This window comes from Pseudomonas fluorescens (genome assembly GCF_902498065.1).
Classification (GTDB): Bacteria; Pseudomonadota; Gammaproteobacteria; order Pseudomonadales; family Pseudomonadaceae; genus Aquipseudomonas; species Aquipseudomonas fluorescens_BJ.
The window spans coordinates 147,121-172,555 of the sequence record NZ_CABVIR010000005.1 but is presented as its reverse complement, the minus strand read 5'-3'; the positions used below and the strand labels follow the sequence as shown (position 1 = coordinate 172,555).

The window sequence follows — 25,435 nt, the reverse complement described above, 5'->3', positions numbered from 1 at the left end:
AAGCATGAGCAACTGGTTAGTAGACAAACTGATCCCTTCGATCATGCGTTCCGAGGTCAAGAAGAGCTCGGTGCCTGAAGGTCTGTGGCACAAATGCCCGTCTTGCGAGGCTGTGCTGTATCGTCCGGAGCTGGAAAAGACCCTGGACGTTTGCCCCAAGTGCAACCATCACATGCGTATCGGCGCCCGCGCCCGTATCGACATCTTCCTCGACGCCGAAGGCCGCAGTGAACTGGGTGCGGACCTGGAGCCGGTCGACCGTCTGAAATTCCGTGACGGCAAGAAGTACAAGGATCGCCTGACCGCTGCACAAAAGCAGACCGGCGAGAAAGACGCGCTGATCTCCATGAGTGGCACCTTGCTGGGCATGCCGGTGGTGGTTTCGGCCTTCGAATTCTCCTTCATGGGCGGTTCCATGGGTGCGATCGTCGGTGAGCGCTTCGTACGCGCCGCCAACTACGCCCTGGAAAACAAATGCCCGATGATCTGCTTCGCCGCTTCCGGTGGTGCGCGGATGCAGGAAGCCCTGATTTCCCTGATGCAAATGGCCAAAACCTCTGCGGTGCTGGCGCGTCTGCGTGAAGAAGGTATTCCGTTCATCTCCGTGCTGACCGATCCGGTCTATGGCGGCGTTTCCGCCAGCCTGGCGATGCTCGGCGACGTGATCGTCGGCGAGCCGAAAGCCCTGATCGGCTTCGCTGGTCCGCGCGTGATCGAGCAAACCGTTCGCGAAAAACTGCCGGAAGGCTTCCAGCGCAGCGAATTCCTGCTGGAGCACGGTGCGATCGACATGATCATTCACCGTCAGGAATTGCGTCCGCGTCTGGGTAACCTGCTGGCACAATTGACCGGCAAGCCGACGCCGAAATTCGTTGCCGCGCCGATCGAGCCGATCGTCGTGCCGCCGGTGCCTGCAAACATATGACCCAACGCACCCTTGGCGAGTGGCTCGCCTACCTTGAGCAGTTGCACCCTTCGGCCATCGATATGGGCCTTGAACGCTCGCAACAGGTAGCGTCCCGCATGGGACTGGGCAAGCCGGCGCCTCGGGTGATTACGGTCACCGGCACCAACGGCAAAGGTTCAACCTGCGCATTCGTGGCGTCGTTGCTGCGGGCGCAGGGCCTGAAGGTTGGTGTCTACAATTCTCCGCACCTGCTGCGTTACAACGAGCGGGTGCAGGTCAACGGCGTCGAAGCGACAGATGCCGAGCTGTGCGAAGCCTTTGCTGCGGTAGAGGCGGGTCGTGGCGATACGTCCCTGACTTATTTCGAAATGGGCACCCTGGCGGCGTTCTGGCTGTTTCAACGGTCGGCGCTGGATGCCGTGGTGTTGGAAGTCGGTCTGGGCGGGCGTCTGGATACGGTCAACGTGGTGGATGCCGACATGGCGCTGGTGACCAGCATCGGCGTGGATCACGCGGATTATCTGGGCGACACCCGTGAATCCGTGGCCTATGAAAAGGCCGGCATCTTCCGCCAGGGCGCGCCTGCGCTCTGTGGCGATCTGAATCCTCCTCAACCGCTGCTGGACAAGGCGCGCGAGCTGGCTTGCCCGTTTTTTCTGCGGGGGCGCGATTTTGATCTCGGTGTGACCGATCACAACTGGCAGTGGCGCGGTCTTGACGCTCAAGGGCGAGTGGTCGAGTTGCATGATCTGCCGTTGCTCGACCTGCCGATGGAAAACGCCGCGCTGGCGTTGCAGGCTTATCTGTTGCTCGGTTTGCCTTGGGTGGATGCGCAGATAATTGCTGCGCTGAAAGCCACGCGGGTGGTCGGTCGTCTCGATCGTCGCCAGTTTGACTGGCAAGGCAAGCGCCTGAACCTGTTGCTGGATGTGGGGCATAACCCCCACGCCGCCGAGTATCTGGCCCGTCGTTTGGCGAGTCGACCACCAGCCGGCAAGCGCCTGGCGGTGTTTGGATTGCTGGCGGACAAGGATCTGGATGGTGTTGTCGGCGAATTGAATGCTAGTGTCCAGCACTGGGCTGTTGCGCCGCTGGATTCTCCGCGAGCGCGACCGGTCGCCGATTTGCACGGTGTGTTGCAGAACCTTGGTGCTTCAGTAACGTCCTATGACAGCGTGGCCGCTGCCCTGGAAGGGCAGTGCGCGCTGGCGACGAGCGACGACGAGATTCTGTTGTTCGGATCATTTTATTGTGTTGCCGAGGCGCTTGAATGGCTGTCCCGGCGCTCCACGGAGGAAGCGGCAAATGGCATTGCTGGATAAGGCTTACAAACAGCGCATGGTCGGCGCCCTGGTGCTGGTGGCACTGGCAGTGATTTTCCTGCCGATGCTGTTTTCCCGCCAGGATGAGCAGCGTCAGGTCACTGTCGACGCCCCGGCCGCACCCCAGGCACCTTCGGTGCCGCAGGTGCAGGTTGAGCCGGTGGCAGTGCCTGAACCGCAAGCCTTGCCGCAGGAACCTGTGCCGAGTGATGACGACATCGCGCAGCAGGAAGAGCCAGCAATGCCAATCGCGCCGACGGCACCCGTCGCGCCTGCGCCAGCCGCCAAACCGGTAACGCCGCCTCCGGCACCGGCTCCGGTCAATAAGCCGACGACTGCGCCGAGCCAGCCAATTACTGCCGCACCGGGTAAACCGGATACTACTCAAAGCCGCGTCGACGCCAATGGTCTGTCGGTGAGCTGGTCGGTGCAACTGGCCAGCCTGTCGAACCGAGCCAGTGCGGAAAACCTGCAAAAAACCCTGCGCAGCCAGGGTTACAACGCCTACATTCGCACGGCTGACGGCAAGAATCGGGTATTCGTCGGGCCGCTGATCGAGCGTGCTGAAGCCGATCGTCTGCGTGATTTGTTGAACCGTCAGCAGAACCTCAAGGGTTTTGTGGTGCGTTTCCAGCCTGAGCGCGGTTGAAAACTATCGACCCGATTTGAAATGCACTGACAATCGCAGCTTACCGATAAGCATGGGCTCTGCTAAAATGCGCCGCCTTATCCGTCTGTAGGCTGCACTGTGCCATTTACCTGGGTTGACTGGGCGATCGTTGCAATCGTCGCCATCTCCGCATTGATCAGTCTGAGCCGCGGCTTCGTCAAAGAAGCATTATCGCTGGTGACCTGGATCATCGCAGGAGTCGTCGCCTGGATGTTCGGTGGTGCATTGTCCGAGTACCTCGCCGGATACATCGAAACGCCATCGGCTCGCGTGATCGCGGGCTGCGCAATTATGTTTGTCGCCACGCTGATCGTAGGCGCAATGATCAATTATCTTATCGGCGAATTGGTTCGCGTTACCGGGTTGTCCGGGACCGATCGATTCCTCGGCATGGCCTTTGGCGCCGCGCGTGGCGTGTTGCTGGTGGTCGTGGCGGTCGGGCTGTTGAGCCTGGGGCCGGTACAGCAGGACGGGTGGTGGCAACAGTCGCAGCTCGTGCCAAAATTTCTATTGGTCGCAGACTGGTCCAAAAACCTGATTCTCGGGTGGAGCAGTCAGTGGCTTGCCAGCGGTATCAGCGTACCCGCTGAAATACCGTTCAAGGAGCACCTCTTGCCGACGGCCAAAACGCCTCAGTGAGTTGTGTTCAGTTCAGATCCATTAAGTAGGGGTTGCGTCGCATGTGTGGCATCGTCGGTATCGTCGGTAAGTCGAACGTCAATCAGGCGCTGTATGACGCGCTAACCGTCCTCCAGCACCGCGGCCAGGACGCTGCCGGTATCGTGACCAGCCATGACGGCCGGTTATTCCTGCGCAAGGACAATGGCCTGGTGCGTGACGTGTTCCATCAGCGTCACATGCAGCGCCTGGTCGGTCACATGGGCATTGGCCATGTGCGCTATCCGACCGCAGGCAGCTCGACCTCGGCCGAAGCTCAACCGTTCTACGTCAACTCGCCTTACGGCATCACCCTGGCGCACAACGGTAACCTGACCAACGTTGAACAGCTGGCCAAGGAGATTTACGAATCTGACCTGCGCCACGTCAACACCAATTCCGATTCGGAAGTGCTGCTCAACGTGTTCGCGCACGAACTGGCCCAGCGCGGCAAGTTGCAGCCGACCGAAGAAGACGTGTTCGCTGCCGTGACTGACGTGCACAACCGTTGCGTCGGTGGTTACGCCGTCGTGGCGATGGTGACCGGCTACGGTATCGTCGGTTTCCGCGATCCGCACGGCATCCGTCCGATCGTCTTCGGCCAGCGTCACACCGACGAAGGCGTCGAGTACATGATCGCCTCCGAAAGCGTGTCCCTGGACGTGCTCGGTTTCACCCTGATTCGCGACCTGGCGCCAGGCGAAGCGGTCTACATCACTGAAGACGGCAAGCTGCACACCCGTCAGTGCGCGACCAACCCGTCCCTGACCCCGTGCATTTTCGAACACGTCTACCTGGCGCGTCCGGACTCGATTATTGACGGCGTCTCGGTTTATAAAGCCCGTCTGCGCATGGGTGAGAAGCTCGCCGAGAAGATTCTGCGCGAGCGTCCGCAGCACGATATCGACGTGGTCATCCCGATTCCGGACACCAGCCGTACTGCGGCCCTGGAGCTGGCGAACCACCTGGGCGTGAAGTTCCGCGAAGGCTTCGTGAAGAACCGCTACATTGGCCGGACCTTCATCATGCCAGGCCAGGCTGCGCGGAAAAAATCCGTACGCCAGAAGCTCAACGCCATCGAGCTGGAGTTCCGCGGCAAGAACGTGATGCTGGTGGACGACTCGATCGTTCGCGGCACCACTTGCAAGCAGATCATCCAGATGGCCCGCGAAGCCGGCGCCAAAAACGTCTATTTCTGCTCCGCGGCACCGGCCGTTCGCTACCCGAACGTCTACGGCATCGACATGCCGAGCGCTCACGAGCTGATCGCGCACAACCGTTCGACTCAGGACGTAGCGGATCTGATCGGCGCAGACTGGCTGATCTATCAGGACTTGCCTGACTTGATCGAAGCGGTGGGTGGCGGCAAGATCAAGATCGACAAGTTCGATTGCGCGGTGTTCGACGGCCAGTACGTCACTGGCGATGTCGACGAGGCTTACCTGAACAAGATCGAGCAGGCGCGTAACGATGCCTCCAAGGTCAAGACGCAGGCAGTCAGCGCGATCATTGATCTGTACAACAACTGAGTAACTACCGGCCCTGAGGGGCCGGTTTTGTATCTACCAATAAAGAGCAAGGCAAGGAGTGACAGCATGAGTCAGGATTGGGATGCCGGTCGGCTGGACAGCGACCTCGAAGGCGTAGCGTTCGATACCCTGGCCGTACGCGCCGGTCAGCACCGTACGCCGGAAGGCGAACACGGTGATCCGATGTTCTTCACTTCCAGCTATGTATTCCGTACCGCCGCCGATGCGGCCGCACGTTTTGCCGGGGAAGTGCCGGGCAACGTTTACTCGCGTTACACCAACCCGACCGTACGCGCGTTCGAAGAGCGCATTGCCGCGCTGGAAAGCGCTGAGCAAGCGGTGGCCACGGCCACCGGCATGGCTGCGATCATGGCGGTGGTGATGAGCCTGTGCAGCGCCGGCGACCATGTACTGGTATCGCGCAGCGTGTTCGGTTCGACCATCAGCCTGTTCGAGAAGTACTTCAAGCGCTTCGGCATCGAAGTCGATTACGTGCCTCTGGCGGACCTGTCCGGCTGGGATGCGGCAATCAAGGCCAATACCAAATTGCTGTTCGTCGAGTCACCGTCCAACCCGTTGGCCGAGCTGGTGGATATCGCCGAGTTGTCGAAAATCGCTCACGCTAAAGGCGCGCTGCTGGTAGTGGACAACTGCTTCTGCACGCCTGCATTGCAGCAGCCGCTGAAGATGGGTGCGGACATTGTCGTGCACTCGGCGACCAAGTTCATCGACGGCCAGGGCCGTTGCATGGGCGGCGTGGTGGCCGGTCGTAGCGAGCAGATGAAAGAAGTGGTCGGTTTTCTGCGCACCGCCGGGCCAACCTTGAGCCCGTTCAATGCCTGGATTTTCCTCAAGGGCCTGGAAACGCTGAGCCTGCGCATGAAGGCTCATTGCGCCAATGCCCAGCAACTGGCCGAGTGGCTGGAGCAGCAGGACGGTATCGAGAAAGTCCATTACGCCGGCCTGAAAAGCCACCCGCAGCACGCGTTGGCTCAGCGTCAGCAGAAAGGTTTCGGCGCCGTGGTGAGTTTCGAGGTCAAGGGTGGCAAAGATGGCGCCTGGCGCTTTATCGATGCGACCCGGCTGATTTCGATCACCGCCAACCTCGGCGACAGCAAGACCACCATCACTCATCCGAGCACCACCTCCCACGGCCGTCTGGCGCCGCAGGAACGTGAAGCGGCAGGCATTCGTGACAGTCTGATCCGCATTGCGGTCGGTCTGGAAGACGTGGCCGATCTGCAGGCTGATCTGGCGCGCGGGTTGGCTGCCTTGTGATCGAGTTGTCCATCCCGACTACCGGTTCCAATGGTCGCGTTGCACTGGTGACTGGTGCAGCGCGGGGCATTGGTCTGGGGATTGCGGCCTGGTTGATCAGCGAAGGCTGGCAGGTGGTGTTGACGGACCTGGATCGAGTGCGTGGTTCGAAAGTGGCGAAGGTGCTGGGTGAGAACGCCTGGTTCATCGCCATGGACGTCTCGAACGAAGGGCAGGTGGCGCTGGGCGTCGCCGAAGTGCTGGGGCAATTCGGACGGCTGGATGCGCTGGTGTGCAATGCGGCAGTAGCCGATCCGCACAACATCACCCTGGAAAGCCTCGATCTGGCGTACTGGAATCGAGTGCTGGCGGTGAATCTCAGCGGGCCGATGCTGTTGGCCAAGCACTGTGCGCCGTACCTGCGTGCTCACAGCGGGGCGATCGTCAACCTGGCGTCGACCCGCGCCGGGCAGTCAGAGCCCGACACCGAGGCTTACGCGGCGAGCAAGGGCGGGTTGCTGGCCCTGACTCACGCGTTGGCGATCAGCCTCGGGCCGGAAATTCGTGTCAACGCGGTCAGCCCTGGCTGGATCGATGCGCGAGACCCTGCGGTGCGACGTGCCGAACCCCTCACCGAAGCCGACCATGCGCAGCATCCGGCGGGCAGGGTAGGGACGGTCGAGGATGTGGCGGCGATGGTTGCCTGGCTGTTGTCGAAGAATGCGGGATTCGTCACGGGCCAGGAGTTTGTGGTCGATGGCGGCATGACCAAGAAGATGATTTACAGCGAGTAACAGGGCAGGGGCGTTGCCCCGAATGACACGATTCTGTCTTTTTCAGAAAAACTTCAATCCTGCTATTGACTTAGCTTCGTTAGGTGCGTAAATTTCGCGGCCTCAGAGAAGCAAAGGGTGATTAGCTCAGCTGGGAGAGCGTCTGCCTTACAAGCAGAATGTCGGCGGTTCGATCCCGTCATCACCCACCACTTCTTGAGAGTCTTGCGAAAGCAAGATGGAAGCTGAAAAGCCTCCACCGACGCGCAGCGGTAGTTCAGTCGGTTAGAATACCGGCCTGTCACGCCGGGGGTCGCGGGTTCGAGTCCCGTCCGCTGCGCCATATTTTCCGAGTCGGGTTTATCCCTGATTTGAGATTGAAAGAGAGATTGAAAAGTCTCTGAGCTTCAATCAGACGAGTTAGGACGCAAGTCCAAAGCGATACGCAGCGGTAGTTCAGTCGGTTAGAATACCGGCCTGTCACGCCGGGGGTCGCGGGTTCGAGTCCCGTCCGCTGCGCCATATCTGCCTCAAGGCCCACTGAACGCCTTGGAGCTACGAAGAAAGCCACTGGTTTATCTTCGAGTCGATAGCAAAGACCCTGGTCGAAAGACCGGGGTTTTTTGTGTCTGAAATTTGGCTTTTATCCCTCTTCAGCCTTCCAAGACCAACTTTTTGCCCGCGCGGTGCATAAAGGACTTGGTTCACAGCGCTGACATTAATTAGAATCACTCTCATTTACGATAACTCCTTGGCACAGGGCTTCTTGAGATGAGTGATGCAGCGATGCCGAAGGAGCAAACCCTTCACGACCTGTACCGCGATCACCGTGGCTGGCTTGAAAGCTGGTTGAGAAGACGCATGGGCAACGGCTGTGATGCGGCAGACCTGAGCCAGGATACTTTTCTGCGTTTGCTGGCCAGCTCCCAGCGGATCGCCGACCTGAAAGAACCCCGTGCCTATCTGCTGACGGTGGGCAAACGCCTGCTGAGCAACTTCTACCAGCGTCGCAGTCTGGAGCAGGCCTATCTGGCCGCGTTGGCGTCGATGCCCGAAGCGTGCGCGCCATCACCGGAACAGCGCTGGCTGCTGCTGGAAACCCTGCAAGCGCTGGACGAGTTGCTCGACGGACTGCCGAGGGCGGTGCGCCGGGCGTTTCTCTGGAGCCAGCTTGAAGGTTTGAATTACCAGCAAATCGCCGAGCGCCTGGAGGTGTCCGAGCGCACGATCAAACGCTACATGGCGCAAGCCTACGAGCATTGCCTGTTGGTGGACCTGTGAACAGTCAAGCGACCGATGCCCGTCAGGCTGTCCGTGCTGCGGCGCAGTGGCTTGCTTTGTTGGAGTCTGGCGGCGCCAATGAGCAGGACCGCGCGAATTTACAGCGTTGGCGTGATACCTGCGCCACTCACGAACGCGCCTGGCAGAAGGCACAAGCCTTGCGTCAGCGTTTCTCCGATCTGCCTTCAGGGCTGGCGCTGAGCAGTCTGGATCGTCCTGATCCGGGGCGGCGCGTGGTACTCAAGCGCGCATTGGGCGCCGTGGCGTTGGTGCCGACGGCCTGGCTGATCAGCCGACAATTGCCTCTGGATGTCTGGCGTGCCGACCTGCACACCGCCACTGGCGAGCGTAAAAAAGTGCAGCTCGCCGATGGCAGTTCCTTGCAACTCAACACCGCCAGCGCCGTCGATGTGGATGTGCAAAGCCACCGCGTGAAATTGATCGAGGGCGAACTGTCGCTGAAGGTGCCAGGTACTGCGCCGCTGACGATCCAGACGAAGTTCGGAAATGTCATCGTCAGTCAAAGCGAAGTCTGCGTTCGCCAACACGCGCAAGGCTGTCGAGTATCGGTGTTCAACGGTTCCGTGCAGTTGCAGCCCTCGCAAGGGCCTGCTCTGGCAGTGCGCGGCGGTCAGCAGGTCAGCCTGCAAGCGGTGGGTGCCGGAGCGATCACGCCATTCGATGCGCTGGCTCCCGGTTGGCGCGAAGGTGTACTGATGGCGAAAAACCAGCCGTTGGGGGATTTCCTCCGCGAACTCGGCACTTACCGACCGGGCGTTCTGCGTTGGGAGCCGGAGCTGGAAACATTGCGCGTCACCGGCAGTTTCCTGCTGGACGACACTGACCGCGTCCTCGCGCTGCTCGCGGCCAGCCTGCCGCTGCAGGTGCATTCCCGAACCCGTTACTGGGTCACGTTGCTGCCGCGCAAAAATAGTGTGTAACGCCTGTCCCCTTTTTTCGACTCGCTTGTCATTCAAGGCATGTGAACGAATCAAGAGAGCAAATTGAATGCCCACCGCCTTCCCACGCCCGGCTACTTTCCGTCTGCGTCCGTTGTTGCACCTGAGCCTGTTGTTGGGCCTGAGTGCCAGTCCATTGTTCGTCACCGCAAGCTGGGCCGAAGACGGTGCCCGACGCAATTATCAGGTGCCTGCCGGCAGCCTGAGCGATGCGCTGACCCGTTTCGCCGGGCTATCCGGGGTCAATCTATCGGTTGACCCGGCGCTGGTCAGCGGTCGCAACAGCACCGGTCTGTCCGGCGAATACGCGGTCGAGGAGGGCTTTGCGCGGCTGTTGCAGGGTTCCGGTCTGCAACTGCAACCGGTGGGCGAACAGGCTTACATCCTCACCCCCGCGCCAGAAGGCAGCAGCCTGCAACTGGCCCCCACCTCGATTCTTGGCGCCACAGGCGGGACGGACGGCGAGGTGTATGCCGGCGGCCAGGTCGCACGTCGCGGATCGCAGGGCTTGCTGGGCTCGAAAGACTTTATGGAAACGCCATTCAGCATGACCACTTACACCAGTGAGGCGGTCAAGAACTTGCAGGCGCGTACCCTGGGCGAGCTGATCGCCAGCGATCCTTCCGTTCGCGCCACCAACCCGGCGGGCGGGCGTTATGAGCAGTTCACCATTCGCGGGTTCAGCCTGTTCAACAGCGATGTTGCCTACAACGGTCTCTACGGCATCCTTCCGACCTATACGATCGACATGGAGATGGCCGACCGCGTCGACATTCTCAAAGGCCCGAGCCAGCTCATCAATGGCATCTCGCCGCGAGGCGCCGTGGGTGGCGGAATCAACGTGGTGCCCAAGCGCGCGACCGACAAGCCGATCACTTCGTTTACCGGCAACTACGCGTCCGACAGCCAGACCGGCGGTGCCGTGGATATCGGCAGGCGCTTCGGTGAAGATAACAAGTTCGGGATTCGTTTCAACGGCGTGAAGCAGTCCGGCGACACCGAATGGGATGACCAGAATGTCGACCGCGAGATGGCCGTGCTGGGCCTGGATTTTCGCGGTGAACGCCTGCGACTCTCGACCGATCTCGGGCGCACCGAGCGTGATACCGATGCGCCGCAAGAGCGCGTGCAGGTGGGCGCCAACGCGCAGGTTCCGCATGCCAGCGACGTACGTCACAACTATGCGCAGCCCTGGAGCAAGGCAAGTACCAACGACACGTTTGGCACGGTGAACGGCGAATTCGATGTCAGCGACAACGTCATGCTGTACGGCGGAGTAGGGGCGCGCGAAAGCAGTCATGACTTCCTTCGTCATGCCGTTTCGGTCACGAACAACAGGGGCGACTTCAGCGTTCAACCCCGTGACTTCACCCGTGACGAGAGTGTGCGGACGGCGACCGCCGGGGTGCGCAACTGGTTCCACACCGGCCCCGTGAGCCATGAGGTCAACCTGGCCGCCAGCTATTTCTACATGGACTTCGAAAACGGCGGCGCCCGTTATGCCAATGGCAACAGCAACCTCTACAACCCCGTGGAAACACGCACGCCTGTTACGCCGACCCGACAGGATTCCAAGGTCTACACGGAGCAACGCTTCAGCGGCGTGGCGCTGTCCGACACCCTGGGGTTCTTCGATGACCGGCTGCTGCTGACCCTCGGCGCCCGCTGGCAGCGCGTGAAGGTTGACGACTGGACCGATAACGTCAAAGGCGACACCGGCTACGATGAGGAAAAGGTCTCGCCGTCGGGCGGTATCCTGTTCAAGGCGACCGACAAGTTGTCGCTGTATGCCAACTACATGGAAGGCCTGAGCCAGGGCAAGGTCGCACCGTCGACCTCGATCAACGAGGACGAAATCTTCCCACCGTTTGTCAGCCGGCAGGTCGAGGTCGGCGCCAAGTATGACGCGGGTAAGTTTGCCGTCACCGCCGCCGTGTTCCGGATCAAGCAGCCGGCCTACGAGACCAACGCCACGACGCGCGTCTTCGGCCCGAATGGCAAACGTCAGAACGACGGTGTGGAGCTGAGTGTTTTCGGTGAGCCGCTCCAGGGTTTCCGCTTGCTCGGCGGTGTCATGTACATCGACAGCGAGTTGACCAAGACCACCAATGGCACTTTCGACGGCAACCGTGCGCCGGCCACGCCCAAGTACAACGTCAACCTGGGCGCCGAGTGGGACGTGCCGACCGTACAGGGCTTGACCCTGACCAGCCGCGGCATCTATTCCAGCTCGCAGTTCCTGGACCAGTCCAACAACAAGGAAATCGATTCGTGGGAGCGTTTCGACGTGGGCGCACGCTATGCGTTCAAAGTCGAGGACAAGAACATCACCCTGCGTGCCAATGTCGAGAACGTGGCGGACAAGCGCTACTGGAGTTCGGCCGGGGCTTCGGATGACAGTGAGCCTGGGTTGACGCTGTCGACACCGCGGACCTACTTGCTTTCGGCTACCGTCGACTTTTAATTCGATGTGCCTGACCTGACGCCATCGCGGGCAAGCCCGCGATGGCGGCATCAGCAACACCGCAAAACTCAGCCCTGCAAATACACCGCATGCGTATGGGTGTACTCATACAACCCATGCTTGCCATCCGCACCGCCAATCCCGGATTTGCGCACCCCGGCGTGGAAGCCCTGCATGGCTTCGAAATTCTCCCGATTCACGTAGGTTTCGCCAAAATCCAGCTCCCGCATCGCGTGCATGGTTTTGCTCAGGTCGCGGGTGTAGATCGATGACGTCAGGCCGTATTCGCAGTCGTTGGCCAGGGCGATGGCTTCGTCGAGGTCATCGATGATCTGAATCGGCAGCACCGGGCCGAAAATCTCTTCGCGCATGATCTCCATGTCCGCCCGGCAACCGGCCAGCACGGTGGGCTGGAAGTGGAATCCATTGGGCAGATCGGCAATTTGCCCGCCGCTGATCAAATTCGCACCCTGGCTCAACGCCGTACGGACTTTACGGTTGACGCTGTCCAGGCCCTGGCGGTTGATCAGTGGTCCCATTTCGATATCGGGTTGGGCGATCGGGTCGCCATAGCGCGTAGCACTCATCGCCGCCGCGATACGCTCGATGAATTGATCGGCAACCTTGCGTTCCACATACACCCGCTCGGCGCAATTGCACACCTGACCGCTGTTGATAATCCGTGAATCGCGGATGGCCTTCACCGCCAGATCGAGATCGGCATCCGCCAACACAATCGCCGGCGCCTTGCCGCCCAGTTCCAGATTGAGCTTGGTGATGTTCGGCGCAGCGGCGGCCATGATCCGCGAGCCGGTGTCCACGCTGCCGGTGAAGCTGATCATGTCCACGCCCTTGTGCGCGCTGAGTGCCGCGCCCACTCGGCCGTCGCCGCAGACCACGTTGAACACACCGGGCGGCAGGTCGGTTTCCGCTACCAGTCGGGCGAACTCAAAGCAGTTGTTAGGTGTTTCTTCGCTGGGCTTGATCACGATGGTGTTGCCGGTCAGCAGCGCCGGCGCCATCTTGCGGGCGATCAGGAAAAACGGAAAATTCCACGGCAGAATCCCGGCGACGACGCCCAGCGGCTTACGGAACAGAAAGATGTTTTCGTTCTGCCGGTCGCTGGTGATGATTTCGCCTTCGATGCGTCTTGCCCATTCGGCCATGTAGTCGAGGTAATCGGCGGTGAAGTTGACTTCGACTTCCGCCAGGCCGCTGATCTTGCCCTGCTCCAGGGTGATGGTGCGTGCCAGGTGCGCGACGTTTTCCCGCAGCTTGGCGGCGATGCGACGCAGATGCCCGGCGCGTTCAATCGCCGGTTTGCGCGACCAGTCTTTTTGCGCGGCGCGAGCGGCGGCGAGGGCGCGATCAACGTCTTCGGCAGTCGAGGCCGGGACTTTCGACAGCACGGCGCCGGTGGCCGGGTTGATCACATCGAGATGAGCCGCGCTGGCCACAAACTGGCCATTGATGAAGTTTTCGTAAACAGGCATGGAGACGACTCCTTGATCAGTAGGTGCGCGATGGCGCTTGAGTGGTGGCCGGTGTGCGATAACGCGCGAGGGTGGCCATGGCGCTCTGACGCAGCAGGCTGATATCGATGGCCACGGCAATGAACTGACAACCCCAACCCTGATAGCGGCGCGCGTCCTCTTCGTTCGGCGCAAGAATGCCGCAGGCCTTGCCGGCCGCCAGCGTGGCGTTCACCGCGTGTTGAATCCGTTCCTGGACTTCCGGGTGACCGGGATTGCCGGCATGACCCAGCCCGATGGACAAATCCGCCGGGCCGATAAACACCGCATCGACGCCTTCGACGGCGGCGATCGCTTCGACGTTTTCAACACCCGTGCGCGATTCCACCTGAACGATCAGGCACAGCTGCTCATGGGCGGTGGTCAGGTAATCCGGTACGCCGTCCCAGCGGGTGGCGCGAGTCAGGCCGCCGCCGACGCCACGAATACCGTGCGGCGGATAACGCATGGCGCGCACCAGTGCCACCGCCTGCTCCGCGGTTTCGACCATCGGGATCATCAGCGTCTGCGCGCCGACGTCCAGCAGTTGCTTGATCAGATTGGCGTCGCCCGTCACCGCACGCACCACGGGCGCGGTGGCGTAGGGCGCCACCGCCTGTAGCTGCGCCAGCACGCCGGGCACGGTGTTCGGCGCGTGTTCACCGTCGATCAGCATCCAGTCGTAACCGGTGGTGGCGACGATCTCGGCGGCGTAGCCCGTGGCGAAACCGGCCCAGATGCCATATTGGGTCGCCGGGTTTTTCAGGGCGGCCTTGAAAGCGTTGTGAGGCATGTTCATGACAGGGTCCTTTCTCAGCGGTTGTACGGCCGATGCAGTTGGCATTCCGGGTTGAGTGTCACGCCAAATCCCGGCTGGTCGAGTGCCGACAGACGCATGCGGCCGTTCACCGGAACCGGTTCGCCGAGCAATTGCGGGTGGAACATCGGCACCACTTCGTCAGCCTTCGGCGCCATCATCAGGAACTCGGCGAACGGACTGTTATGCCGCGTGGCGACGAAGTGATAGCTGTAAACCGACGAGCCGTGAGGGATGACCAGCGCGTTGTGGGCGTCGGCCAGGGCGGAAATTTTCACCAATTCAGTGATCCCGCCGCACCAGCCGACATCCGGCTGGATGATGTCGCAGCAGCCCATCTCCAGCAGCATGCGAAAGCCCCAGCGAGTGGCTTCGTGTTCGCCGGTGGTCACCAGCATGCCTTTGGGCACGTTGTTGCGCAGTGCGGCGTAACCCCAGTAATCGTCCGGCGGCAGGGCTTCTTCGATCCACTTCAAACCGTATTCGTGGGCGCCGACCGCCAGTTTGGTGGCGTAGTTGAGGTCCAGGCTCATCCAGCAATCGAGCATCAGCCAGAAGTCCGGGCCGACCCGTTCGCGCATGGTCGCCAGTTCTTCAAGGTTCTTGCGCAGGCCTTCCTCGCCTTCGGCCGGGCCGTGGTGCAACGGCATCTTGCCGCCGATGAAACCCATTTTCTGCGCCAGGTCGGGGCGAGCGCCGGTGGCGTAGAACTGCAATTCGTCGCGCACCGCGCCGCCGAGCAATTGATGCACCGGCTCCTGGCGGATCTTGCCGAGCAGGTCCCACAGCGCCAGATCGACCCCGGAAATCGTATTGATCACGATGCCTTTACGCCCGTAATACAGGGTCGACTGGTACATCTGGTCCCAGATTTTCTCGATGTCGGTAACCCGTGCGCCTTCGAGGAAACGCGCCAGGTGTTTCTCGACGATGTAGGCAGCGGGCTCGCCGCCGGTAGTTACAGCGAAGCCGACGGTGCCGTCGCTGGCTTCGATTTCCACCACCAGCGTGCCGAGCACATTGATGCCGAAGGTGCGGCGGCTCTGGCGGTATTCGGGGTATTTGCTCATCGGCGTGGCAATGTGATCGTCGATCCAGTGGCCGTCCGCCTGATCGTGATAGTCCGCGCCGCCGCCTCTCAATGTAAAAGCGCGGACGTGTTTGATGGTTGGAATGCCCATGGTGTGACTCCTCAGGTTTAAACGGTGGCCGGTTTGTTCGACGCTTTATGGCCGGGCGAACGCACGCCCAGCACCAGCAACGCGGCGATGACGGTGGTGCCGGCCAGCACGTACAAACCGGCGGCCGGTGAATGGAAGGCGCCTTCGGCCCAGTTTTTCAGCACCGGGGCGATGAAGCCGCCGAGGGCGCCGAACGAGTTGATCAGCGCGATACCGGCCGCCGCGGCACTGCCGGCGAGGTAACTGGAAGGGAAGGTCCAGAACACCGGTTGCACGGCGATGAAGCCGGAAGCGGCGAAGCACAGGGCTACGATGCCGAGGAACGGGCTGGCGAAGGTCACCGAGCAGGCGATCCCGGCTGCCGACATCAGCAAAGTCAGGCAAGCGGTGCGTCGACGTTCGCCGGTGCGGTCGCTGTAGCCGGGGATCAGGTACGCCGCGACTATCGCGCAGATCCATGGAATCGCCGTGACCAGTCCGACCATCAGCCCGACCTTGGTGCCCAGCAGTCCGCCGACCTGGGTGGGCAGATAGAACACCACGCCGTAGACGCTGGCCTGAATCAGCAGATAAATCAGGCACAGGTACAGCACCGACGGGTGGCACAGGACGTTGAGCAGGCTGCGGCCGTGGTTCTGTTTGTGGCTGTCTTCTTGATCGAGGATGCCTTGCACTTGCTGGCGTTCTTCAACCGTCAGCCACTTTGCATCGGCCGGGCGATTGTCCAGGTACCAATAGGCCCAGACACCGACCGCCGTGGCCATCAGGCCTTCAACTGCGAACAGCCATTGCCAGCCGTGGACACCGGCAAATCCGTCCAGCTCCAGTAACAGGCCGGACAACGGGCTGCCGAAGATGAACGCCAGGGGAGCACCGAAGTAGAAGAAGCCCATGGCTTTGCCGCGCGCGGCGCTGGGGAACCAATAGGTGAGGTAAAGGATGACGCCGGGGAAAAAACCGGCTTCGGCCACGCCCAGCAAGAAGCGCAGAACGTAGAAGCTGGTTTCGGTGTGGGCGAAGACCATCGCGGCGGAGACCAGGCCCCAGGTGACCATGATCCGGCACATCCACAGACGGGCGCCGACGCGGTGCAGGATCAGGTTGCTCGGCACTTCTAGCAGCGCGTAACCGACGAAGAACACCCCGGCGCCGAAGGCGAACGCGGCGTCACTGATGTTGGTGTCGGCTTGAAAGGCTTGCTTGGCGAACCCGACGTTGGCGCGGTCGAGGAAGGCCATGATGTACATCAGCAGGAGAAACGGGAGCAGCCGCCAGGAAATTTTGGCGAGCAGAGGCGCGGGTAGAGTCTTCATCGCAGTTTTCCTTTGGTAGGGCATTTGTTCTTATGGGAAAGACTGTACGGCTGCGGATCGATGCGTTACAAATCGAATCTAGCTCACAACTGATACCTTCCGGGTATCGATAAAAAGGCTTGTCATGACGACACCCACCGTTTCCCGCAGCCTGCTCAACCGTCTGCGCTACAAGCATCTGCACATGCTGGTGGCGCTGAGTAGCAGCTTGAACCTGCACCGCGCCTCGCAAACCCTGAACATGTCGCAACCCGCTGCGACCCGCATGCTGCATGAGATTGAAGACATGTTTGGCTGCGACCTGTTCGAGCGCCTGCCGCGCGGGATGCGGCCGACGGTGTTGGGCGCCGAGTTGATCCGCTTCGCCGAGTCGGCCATCAGTGGTCTCGACCGCTGCGCCGAAGACCTGATCGCACGGCAGCAGGGCGGCTACGGTTATCTCTCCATCGGCACCATCATGGGCGCGGCGCCGGACCTGGTGATGGATTCGATTGCCGAGATCAAGTCGCTCAATCCGCAACTGCGAATTCGCATCATGGGCGACACCAGCGACCAGGTGATTCAACTGCTGGAGCAAGGCCGCATCGACCTCGCCATCGCTCGACGCAATGCCGCCACTGACAGCGAACATTACGCGTTCGAGCAATTGGGCAACGAACGATTGCTGGTGGTGGTACACGCCGGTCATCCACTGGCCAAACGCAAAAAACTCGAGCTGTCGGAACTGGTCAGCGGCTGGCCGTGGATCCTGCAGCCGGAATCCAGTCCGGCGCGCATTGGTCTGGATCAGGCCTTGCAACGACTGGCCTTGCCACTGCCGGCGGACATCATCGAATGCAGCTCGGTGTATTCCATGCAGCAGCTGATTCAACTGACCGACGCCATCATGGTGCTGTCGGAAACCGCGTTGCGCGACTACCTGAAAATGGGTCTGGTGGTGGCGTTGCCGGTAGAGCTGGACGTGCAACTGGCGCCGTTCGGGTTGTTGTTGCGCAAGGGCGAACACATCAGTCGGGAGCTGGGTTTGTTCATTGATTTGCTCCGTCGGAAAGCAGCGGTTTTTTGATTGTTCGGTCAGATTTTTGTAACCAGTTGTTTTCTATAAGCGCATAAATCTATAAAGTTAACCTTTCGGTCAGCTTTGCACTGTCAACACAGCCCTTTGCAACGTCAAAAAGGGCTTCTGCAAGACTCGAGATTTCCAGAACATAACCAGAAGGGCGGACCCATAACCGCCCAGAGGATGATCCATGTCCAACCGTGAAATATCCCGGCGCTCGTTCCTTCAGGGCGGGCTGGTGGCGGGTGTGAGCGTGACGCTTACACCGCTCGGCAGTCCGGCGCTGGCAGCCTTGATGGAACACAGCGTGACCGTGCCGTCCGAGCAATGGCTCGGCAACAACGGCAAGGCGCGCTCGCGAAACGATGCCCTGTCCAAGGTCTGCGGCAGCAAAGTCTTTGCCCGCGACATCCGCGCCAAGGACATGCCGGGCTGGCCGCAGCAGCAGGGCCACGCCATGTTGCTGAAAACCATCAAGGCCGATCGCATCTACGCAGGCTACGACCTCGCCTGGCTCGGTGCCGACTTGCAGCCCGACCGCATCGTCACCGCCGCTGACCTGGTCAACGACGGTATCGCTTTCCCGGAAGAGCACGCGCCTGATCCGCTGCTGCCGGAAGGCAAAGTGCCGATGTTCATCGGTCACCCGGTGGCGATCCTGATCTGGAAGGACTTCGAGCGTTTTCGCCGGGCCAAGGCCCAACTCAAATTCAATGACAAAGCGATTCGTTACGGTGCCCAGGTGCCATTCTACGAAGGCGATCCCTACGGCAGTTTCCGCTACGTACGCGTCGGCGGCGCCACCTCGGCGGACGAAGACGAATTCGCCAGCCTCAAGGATTCGATCCTGTTCCCGATGCTGCGCAACCGCCGTCCGGTGTGGAATTCCCAACCGAACCTGCACGGCAACCTGACCGAGCGCGGGCTGTTTTACGCCGAGCGCATGAAGCAGCAGATCGACACCCCGCCAGACAACTGGCTGGTGTTCGACGAGCGCTACAAAACCCCGTCGATCGAACCCGCTGCGATGGAGCCGGACAACGGCAACGGCTGGTACGACCCGGCGACCAAGACCCTGCATTTTGTCGTCGCCACCCAGTGTCCGCTGGAAACCGCGACCGAGACCGCGAAGATGATCGCGCCGTCGCGTTTCGGCCTGGCCAACCTGAACATGCACCCGGGCTACACCGTCGGCTACGGCTCCAAAGACCACAACATTTTCGTCTACTACGCGGCGCTGGCGGCGTTGTACGGCGCCGGTGTGCCGGTGCGTCTGGCCAACGACCGCTACGAGCAATTCCAGAGCGGCATCAAGCGTCACCCGTTCGACATCCGCTACCAACTGGCGGTGGAAAAGACCGATCACAGCTTCAAGATTTTCCGCGCCGAGATGAGCGTCGATGGTGGCGGACGGATCAACTACAGCCCATCGGTGGCGGCGGTTGGCGCCACGGCGGCGCAGTCGATCTACTACATGCCGCAGAACGATTTGCAGGTCACGGCTTATCACTCGCGTGCTGTTGAAGCGGGCTCGATGCGTGGCTACGGCACGCTGCAAAGCATGGCCTCCACCGAAATGATGGTGGATGAAATTGCCGGTCGCCTTGGCATCGATGCCATCGACCTGCGAAAGAAAAACGCCATGGTCTCGGGGATGAAAAACACCCAGGGCGCGGTGCCGGCGGGTGCTTTGCGCCTGCATGAAATTCTCGACAAGGCCGCTGTTCACGACGTCTGGAAAAACCGCGACGCAATCAAGAAACAACGCGAAGCCGCAGACCCGGATAACTGGTATGGCGTTGGTTTTGCCATCTGCCAGAAAGACTTCGGCACCGGTTCCGAAGCGCCGATGGCGAGTGTCGAATTCAGCGCTGAAGGCCGCATTCACTTGCGCCACATCGGCATTGAAATCGGCACCGGGATGTCCACCTCGCAAGCACTGGTCGTGGCCGATTTCCTCGGCAGCCCGGCGCACGAGGTGAAGACCGGCGAGACCGAATGGAAAGAGTTGCAACTGATCACCGGCGGCAACCCATACATCATGAGTCAGGCCGAGCAGGACAACTTCCTGCGTAACCCGCGTTGGGTCGGCAAGCTCGCGTCGGCCTCGTCGGCGACCAACTCCGCGTACTACTTCAGCCACGCCACCCGTGAAGCGGCACGCGTGCTGTTCAACCACGGCTTGTGGCCGGCGGCGTTGCAGATCTGGGGCCAAGGCCCTTACGGCGGCCAAGCCAACCCGTACGTGGTGCGCCGTGAAGACGCGCATTGGGTCGACGGCAAGCTCACCGCCAACGGCATGCAGCCGCTGAGCTTTGAGCAATTGGCGAAACACGCCCACGAAAAAGGTTTGGTGACCGGCGCGACCGTACACGGTTTCAACCGCTGGAGCTGGGCTGAGGCCGAGTTCAGCATCGACGGCGTGCGTGAACGTCTGCCGCTCGACAGCCTGGCGGTGAAGTACGGCGATGGCGCTCCAAACGTGAAAAAGGCGCAGATGAACAGCGCCGGTTTCCATCTGCTGGACCGGCAGAACGTGCATTACCCGGACACTCAGTTGAACAACGCGGCGGTGACTTACTACAGCCCGGTGGCGACGCTGGTGGAACTGAAAGTGAACAAGGGCTCTGCTCAGGTTCAGGTGCTCAACCATCACTCGTGGGTCGAGTGCGGTCGGGTGCTGGTGGAAGAGCTGGTGAAAGGTCAGCTCGAAGGCGGGATCGCCATGGGCATCGGCCATGCACTGATGGAAGAGATGCCGCTGTACGAAGGCGGGCCGGGGGAGGGGGACTGGAACTTCAACCGTTACCGCTTGCCGATGGCGCGCCACGTTGCGGTGTGGAAGCAGACGGCCGAGATCCTGCCGCCGCTGTCGCCGAGCGATCCATCGAAGGGCATCGCCGAAGTGGTGATGATCCCGGTAGTCGGTGCCATCGGTAACGCCGTGGCCCACGCCATCGGCAAACGGGTCCGCGACCTGCCTATCACTTCTGCTCGCATCAAGGAGGCCCTCAATGGCTGACCGTCCGCTTCAACTGACCCTCAACGGTCAATCCGTCGGCCCGGTGGACATCCCTGATGACCTGCCGATGATCGACTACCTGCACGAATACAAAAACCTCACCGGCTCGCGTCTCGGCTGCGGCCAGGGCATCTGTCACGCCTGCGTGGTGATCGTCGACAACCCCGACGGCACCAGCGAAGAAGTGCGCACCTGCATCACCGGTGCGCATTACTTCGAAGGCAAAAAAGTGCGGACCATCGAAGGCCACGCGACCCGCGACGAGCAGGGCAAGGTCACCGAACTGAACCCGATCCAGCAGCGCTTCGTCGATGAATTCGCCTTCCAGTGCAGCTACTGCGCGCCGGGTTTCGTGAATGCCGCGACGGTGCTGGTGGAGAGGCTGCAACGTCAGCCGATCGTCAAAAGCCAGTTGGAACAAGTGATCGAGGACAGCCTGGGTCACCACATCTGCCGCTGCACCGGCTACGTGCGCTACTACAGCGCGACGCGCAACGTGCTGACCGATCTCGGCCTGGTCAAGGAGGGTTAAGCATGAAGCATCTACTTTCCCGTCTGGCGTTGGTGGTTGGCCTGGTTGCACCGGTATTGCTGGCGCAGGCAGATGATCAGGTTGTCCGCGGTGCCTATCTCGCTCGCGCCGCTGACTGCATGGCGTGTCACACCGCGCCGGGTGGCGCGCCGTATGCGGGTGGTCTGCCGATCGTCTCGCCGTTCGGCACGATCTACGGCACCAACATTACGCCAAGCAAAGAGCACGGCATCGGCCTCTACAGCGATGATGAATTCTTCGCCGCGCTCACCGACGGCAAACGCCGTGATGGCGCGAACCTGTACCCGGCGATGCCCTACACCTCGTATCACTTGATGCCCCGTGAAGATTCCGATGCGATTCACGCCTACCTGAAAACGGTCGAGCCGATCGAGCGCGCGGCACCGGTCACTAGCCTGAGCTTTCCGTTCAATGTGCGCCTGGGTTTGATGGGCTGGAACATGCTCTACGGCAAGGACGTGAAACTGTCGTCCACCGAAGGCAAAAGCGAAGCCTTCAAGCGTGGTCAGTACATGGTCGATGTGCTCGGCCACTGCGGCGAATGCCACACGCCGCGCGGTTTGCCCGGCGCGATGCAGCAAGACAAACGCATGACCGGCGGCCTGCTCAACGGCTATCTGGCGCCAAGCCTGCTGGCCGATGACCTCGCCGCTCGCGGCTGGAATCATCAGGACCTGAGCTCGTTCCTCAAACACGGCATGAGCGCCCAGGGCACGATGTTCAACGAGATGTTCCCGGTGTTCCACAACAGCACCCAAGGCCTCAATGATCCGGACCTGGCGGCGATGGCGACCTTCCTGCTCGGCGACCAGCCACCAGCGGCGAAAGTGCTGACTGACGTGCCGTTGGACACACTCAGTGCCAGCGCGCAACGCGGTCGTCAGGACTACCTGAACGTCTGCGCCGGTTGCCACGCGGTCAGTGGCGAAGGCAAGCCGCACATCGCCGTGGCCATGCGCGGCAACACCACGCTGCGCCTGGAAGATCCGCGCAATTTGGTGCGGGTGATCGACGACGGTATCGGCGAGCAGAAGTTTGCCGGGTTCGAACACATGCAACCGATGCCCGGTTTCGCCGAGAAGCTCAGCCACGAGCAACTCACGGATCTGCTGAACTACCTGCGTCAGGGCTGGGGTGGTCAGTCGAGCGATCTGGCCGTGAGCGACGTGCAGGCGTTGCGGGCGGATGCACCGCCGCTCGAGCACAAGGCGCACTGACATGCAGCATCTCGATCTGCAAGTGGTGCGCCGGGCGCTGGACTGGTCGACGGCCGGCCAGCGCCTCTGGTTGTGCTCGGTGCTCGCCACCTACGGCTCGGCACCGCGTGCGCCGGGCTCGCTGCTGGCGGTGAATGCCGAGGGGCAATGGATCGGCTCGCTGTCCGGCGGCTGTGTCGAGGAGGATTTCCTTGAGCGGGTCGCCGAGGGTGCATTTGATCAGGTTGTCAGCGTCGTTCGATATGGCGAAGGCGATGATCCGCGTTCCCGGGTGAGTCTGCCCTGTGGCGGTGTACTCGATGTGCTGGTGGAGAAGCTGGATCCTGATTGTGAGGTTCAGGCGCATTTGCGGGAATTGGAGTCGGCGTTGTTGGGTCAGCGTCGGTTGATCCGCGAAGTCGATCTTGCCAGCGGGGCGCGCAGCGTGTTCGCAGATCGTGAGCAGGGCGTACGCGTCGAGCGCGAGATCGACCGGATTCGACTGCGGATCGGCGCGGCTCAACGCTTGCTGCTGGCGGGGTATTCCAGCGTCGCTCAGGCGTGTGCGGAGTTTGCGGTGGGCCTGGGTTTCGAGGTGATCCTGTGCGATCCCCGCGACGAAGTGCTGGAAGGCGTGGTGCTGGAAAACGTCGAGATCCGCCGTCAGTTGCCATCGGTGTTCATCGCCGATGGCGGCTGTCATCGCGACACGGCAGTGGTGGCGCTGACCCACGATCCGCGCATCGACGATCTGGCAATGATGGAAGCGGTGCGCACCGAGGCGTTTTACATCGGTGTGATGGGGTCCGTGCAGACTTCGCAAAAGCGCTTCGAGCGGTTGCGCAGGATTGGTGGTTTGGGAGACGCGGAGTTGGCGCGGATTCATGCGCCGATCGGTCTGAACCTGGGCAGTAAAACCCCCGCAGAAATTGCCCTCGCCGTACTCGCCGACATCCTGCGAATCCGTAGCGGCATCAGCCGCGATCGGCTTTAACACCCTTCCACACCGGATTCTTGGTGGTCTGAAAAAAAGGGCCACCGCAAGCGGCCCTTTGCATATCGGTCGTCAGAATCCTAACTTGTCCCGCAACCCGTAATACCACGCACCCAGCGCCGCAAAGGGTGTCCGCAGCAATTGGCCGCCAGGAAACGGGTAATGCGGCAAGTCAGCAAAGGCGTCAAACCGCTCGGCTTGCCCGCGCAACGCTTCGGCCAGGACCTTGCCCGCCAGGTGCGTGTACGTCACGCCGTGGCCACTGCAACCCTGGGAATAGTAGATGTTGTCGCCCAGGCGCCCAACCTGCGGAAGACGCGACAGGGTCAGCAGGAAATTGCCGGTCCAGGCGTAATCGATCTTCACGTCCTTGAGCTGCGGGAAGGCTTTGAGCATCTTCGGCCGGATGATCGCTTCGATGTTCGCCGGGTCCCGTGCGCCGTACACCACGCCGCCACCGAAAACCAGGCGCTTGTCGCCCGTCAGACGGTAATAGTCGAGCAGGTAATTGCAGTCTTCGACGCAGTAATCCTGAGGTAGCAGGCTCTTGGCCAACGCCTCGCCCAATGGCTCGGTGGTAATCACCTGGGTTCCGCACGGCATCGACTTGGCCGCCAGTTCCGGCACCAGATTGCCGAGGTACGCGTTGCCCGCCACGATGATGAACTTGGCCCTGACCCTGCCCTGAGGCGTGTGCACTATCGGGTTTGCGCCGCGCTCGATGCGCACCGCCGGCGACTGCTCGTAAATCATACCGCCCAACGACTCCACGGCCGCCGCTTCACCCAGTGCCAGGTTCAGCGGATGAATGTGCCCGCCGCTCATATCGAGCATGCCGCCAACGTAGTGCTCGCAGTTCACCACTTCACGGATGCGCTGTTGATCCATCAGCTCAAGCTGCGTGTGTCCGAAACGCTCCCACAGACGCTTTTGCGATTCCAGATGGCCCATCTGCTTTGCAGTGTTCGCGGCAAACACGCCGCCGTCCTTCAGGTCGCACTGGATGTTGTATCTGGCAACCCGCTCACGAATGATCCGCCCGCCTTCAAACGCCATCTGCCCCAGCAACTGAGCCTGTTTGGGGCCGACGCTGCGCTCGATGACGTCGATGTCGCGGCTGTAACTGTTAACGATCTGGCCACCGTTTCGGCCCGATGCACCGAAACCCACCTTGGCGGCTTCCAGTACCGTGACCTTGAAACCGTTCTCCAGCAGAAACAGGGCAGAGGACAGGCCGGTGTAACCGGCGCCGATCACACAGACGTCAGTCTCTACGTCACCCTGCAAGGCCGGACGCGGTGGAACCGCATTGGCTGATGCGGCGTAGTAGGACTCTGGGTAGTGGGTGTTCGCCATCCTGCTGCCTCTGTTTAATATATTTTACGAGTGCATCGATCCTACCCGACTTAAAAATCGACCGCCAGCCACTGCAAAATCTTCTTTGCAGCGGTGAAATTAAATATTTTGCATATTCATAGGGTTAGCTCGAAAAAAGGTGTTGACACCCCTCCGGAATTCCGTAGAATGCCGCCTCACAGCAGGCACGTAGCTCAGTTGGTTAGAGCACCACCTTGACATGGTGGGGGTCGTTGGTTCGAGTCCAATCGCGCCTACCAAACAAAATCCGCTCTGCTGGGCGGTCTAGAGGGGTCACCGGAAACGGTGACCCCTTTTTGCTTTCTGCGATTTGCAAAACTTTTGCAAAACTCCCACCTCAGAACGCCAATTCGGCACCCACCTCCAGGTACTCGATCTTCTTTTCGTCGTGCCCCTCCTGATAGTGCTTCGTCATCTTCTCATCCGCATGTCCCATCAGCGCCTGAATGTATTCCAGGGGGAAATTCTGCTGCTCGTACAGCCATGCCCCTAAAGCGCGGATCTCGTGAAAAGTGGGGTGCTCGCCGGCCGGTACGTGGTCGTAGCGGTGTCGCCAAACTGAGTTGATAACGAATTTGCTTCAGGAGAAAAA

The 25,435-nt window shown here is 61.0% G+C and carries 21 protein-coding genes and 4 tRNA genes; 19 read left to right on the top strand and 6 right to left on the bottom strand.

Annotated elements, in window-relative coordinates; all coding sequences use genetic code 11:
* Window positions 1-4 precede the first annotated feature (4 nt).
* The 13 genes from accD (at window position 5) to F8N43_RS19160 (ending at window position 11,819) form a co-directional block, all read left to right on the top strand.
* Window positions 5-925: an acetyl-CoA carboxylase, carboxyltransferase subunit beta gene (gene accD / locus F8N43_RS19220; RefSeq protein ID WP_008028281.1), complete on the top strand. Its 921-nt coding sequence runs from the start codon at window positions 5-7 to the stop codon at window positions 923-925.
* Complete coding sequence (folC, locus tag F8N43_RS19215; protein ID WP_150632467.1) at window positions 922-2,229, top strand: bifunctional tetrahydrofolate synthase/dihydrofolate synthase; 1,308 nt, start codon at window positions 922-924, stop codon at window positions 2,227-2,229. The genes accD and folC overlap by 4 nt, the downstream gene beginning before the upstream one ends.
* A complete protein-coding gene (locus F8N43_RS19210) occupies window positions 2,213-2,878 on the top strand; it encodes an SPOR domain-containing protein (protein ID WP_150654186.1) in 666 nt (221 codons plus the stop codon). Before folC ends, F8N43_RS19210 begins: the two co-directional genes overlap by 17 nt.
* A 99-nt stretch (window positions 2,879-2,977) precedes the next feature.
* Entirely contained in the window at window positions 2,978-3,538 is a 561-nt protein-coding gene (locus F8N43_RS19205; protein ID WP_150632465.1) for a CvpA family protein, read from the top strand.
* A 41-nt stretch (window positions 3,539-3,579) separates the two neighbouring features.
* Entirely contained in the window at window positions 3,580-5,085 is a 1,506-nt protein-coding gene (gene purF, locus F8N43_RS19200) for an amidophosphoribosyltransferase (RefSeq protein ID WP_150654185.1), read from the top strand.
* A gap of 66 nt (window positions 5,086-5,151) precedes the next feature.
* On the top strand, window positions 5,152-6,363 hold the full coding sequence (locus F8N43_RS19195; protein WP_150654184.1) for an O-succinylhomoserine sulfhydrylase: 1,212 nt from the start codon (window positions 5,152-5,154) through the stop codon (window positions 6,361-6,363).
* Window positions 6,360-7,136 (top strand): SDR family oxidoreductase, encoded by a 777-nt coding sequence (locus tag F8N43_RS19190; RefSeq protein ID WP_150637402.1) that lies wholly within the window; start codon window positions 6,360-6,362, stop codon window positions 7,134-7,136. The genes F8N43_RS19195 and F8N43_RS19190 overlap by 4 nt, the downstream gene beginning before the upstream one ends.
* Before the next feature lie 115 nt (window positions 7,137-7,251).
* Window positions 7,252-7,327 (top strand) — tRNA-Val (locus tag F8N43_RS19185).
* Window positions 7,328-7,381: 54 nt separating this feature from the next.
* A tRNA-Asp gene (locus F8N43_RS19180) sits at window positions 7,382-7,458 on the top strand.
* 102 nt (window positions 7,459-7,560) lie between these two features.
* Window positions 7,561-7,637 (top strand) — tRNA-Asp (locus F8N43_RS19175).
* A 249-nt stretch (window positions 7,638-7,886) separates the two neighbouring features.
* Window positions 7,887-8,396 (top strand): sigma-70 family RNA polymerase sigma factor, encoded by a 510-nt coding sequence (locus F8N43_RS19170; protein ID WP_150632462.1) that lies wholly within the window; start codon window positions 7,887-7,889, stop codon window positions 8,394-8,396.
* Window positions 8,393-9,337: a FecR domain-containing protein gene (locus F8N43_RS19165; protein WP_150654183.1), complete on the top strand. Its 945-nt coding sequence runs from the start codon at window positions 8,393-8,395 to the stop codon at window positions 9,335-9,337. Before F8N43_RS19170 ends, F8N43_RS19165 begins: the two co-directional genes overlap by 4 nt.
* A gap of 67 nt (window positions 9,338-9,404) precedes the next feature.
* Entirely contained in the window at window positions 9,405-11,819 is a 2,415-nt protein-coding gene (locus F8N43_RS19160) for a TonB-dependent receptor (protein WP_150632460.1), read from the top strand.
* Between the two features lie 68 nt (window positions 11,820-11,887).
* Here the strand turns inward: F8N43_RS19160 and aldA are convergent, their stop codons facing one another.
* From aldA to F8N43_RS19140, 4 genes are read right to left on the bottom strand one after another with little or no spacing between them, the layout of a single operon-like run.
* Entirely contained in the window at window positions 11,888-13,312 is a 1,425-nt protein-coding gene (gene aldA, locus F8N43_RS19155; RefSeq protein WP_150654182.1) for an aldehyde dehydrogenase, read from the bottom strand.
* Between the two features lie 16 nt (window positions 13,313-13,328).
* Entirely contained in the window at window positions 13,329-14,129 is an 801-nt protein-coding gene (locus tag F8N43_RS19150) for an aldolase/citrate lyase family protein (RefSeq protein WP_150654181.1), read from the bottom strand.
* A gap of 14 nt (window positions 14,130-14,143) precedes the next feature.
* Window positions 14,144-15,328 (bottom strand): L-rhamnonate dehydratase, encoded by a 1,185-nt coding sequence (gene rhmD / locus F8N43_RS19145; protein WP_008067008.1) that lies wholly within the window; start codon window positions 15,326-15,328, stop codon window positions 14,144-14,146.
* Between the two features lie 17 nt (window positions 15,329-15,345).
* Window positions 15,346-16,641, bottom strand: a complete 1,296-nt coding sequence (locus tag F8N43_RS19140; protein ID WP_150654180.1) for an MFS transporter — start codon at window positions 16,639-16,641, stop codon at window positions 15,346-15,348.
* A 124-nt stretch (window positions 16,642-16,765) separates the two neighbouring features.
* Here F8N43_RS19140 and F8N43_RS19135 point away from each other — a divergent pair, with 124 nt between their 5' ends.
* The 5 genes from F8N43_RS19135 (at window position 16,766) to F8N43_RS19115 (ending at window position 23,466) form a co-directional block, all read left to right on the top strand.
* Window positions 16,766-17,707 carry a LysR family transcriptional regulator gene (locus tag F8N43_RS19135; protein WP_150632455.1) on the top strand — a complete coding sequence of 314 codons (942 nt, stop codon included), beginning with the start codon at window positions 16,766-16,768 and terminating at the stop codon, window positions 17,705-17,707.
* A 184-nt stretch (window positions 17,708-17,891) separates the two neighbouring features.
* Window positions 17,892-20,723, top strand: coding sequence for a xanthine dehydrogenase family protein molybdopterin-binding subunit (locus tag F8N43_RS19130; RefSeq protein ID WP_150654179.1), 2,832 nt, complete (start codon window positions 17,892-17,894; stop codon window positions 20,721-20,723).
* Window positions 20,716-21,255, top strand: a complete 540-nt coding sequence (locus F8N43_RS19125; RefSeq protein ID WP_150654178.1) for a (2Fe-2S)-binding protein — start codon at window positions 20,716-20,718, stop codon at window positions 21,253-21,255. Before F8N43_RS19130 ends, F8N43_RS19125 begins: the two co-directional genes overlap by 8 nt.
* A gap of 2 nt (window positions 21,256-21,257) precedes the next feature.
* Window positions 21,258-22,493 (top strand): cytochrome c, encoded by a 1,236-nt coding sequence (locus tag F8N43_RS19120; protein WP_150654177.1) that lies wholly within the window; start codon window positions 21,258-21,260, stop codon window positions 22,491-22,493.
* Window position 22,494: 1 nt separating this feature from the next.
* On the top strand, window positions 22,495-23,466 hold the full coding sequence (locus tag F8N43_RS19115) for an XdhC family protein (protein WP_150654176.1): 972 nt from the start codon (window positions 22,495-22,497) through the stop codon (window positions 23,464-23,466).
* A 72-nt stretch (window positions 23,467-23,538) separates the two neighbouring features.
* Here F8N43_RS19115 and F8N43_RS19110 read toward each other — a convergent pair whose 3' ends face one another.
* On the bottom strand, window positions 23,539-24,822 hold the full coding sequence (locus F8N43_RS19110; protein WP_150632450.1) for an NAD(P)/FAD-dependent oxidoreductase: 1,284 nt from the start codon (window positions 24,820-24,822) through the stop codon (window positions 23,539-23,541).
* Window positions 24,823-25,005: 183 nt separating this feature from the next.
* Here F8N43_RS19110 and F8N43_RS19105 point away from each other — a divergent pair.
* Window positions 25,006-25,082, top strand: a tRNA-Val gene (locus tag F8N43_RS19105).
* Window positions 25,083-25,180: 98 nt separating this feature from the next.
* On the opposite strand, the gene F8N43_RS19100 is transcribed toward F8N43_RS19105, so the two are convergent.
* Window positions 25,181-25,411 (bottom strand): tyrosine-type recombinase/integrase, encoded by a 231-nt coding sequence (locus tag F8N43_RS19100; protein WP_150654251.1) that lies wholly within the window; start codon window positions 25,409-25,411, stop codon window positions 25,181-25,183.
* Window positions 25,412-25,435 lie beyond the last annotated feature (24 nt).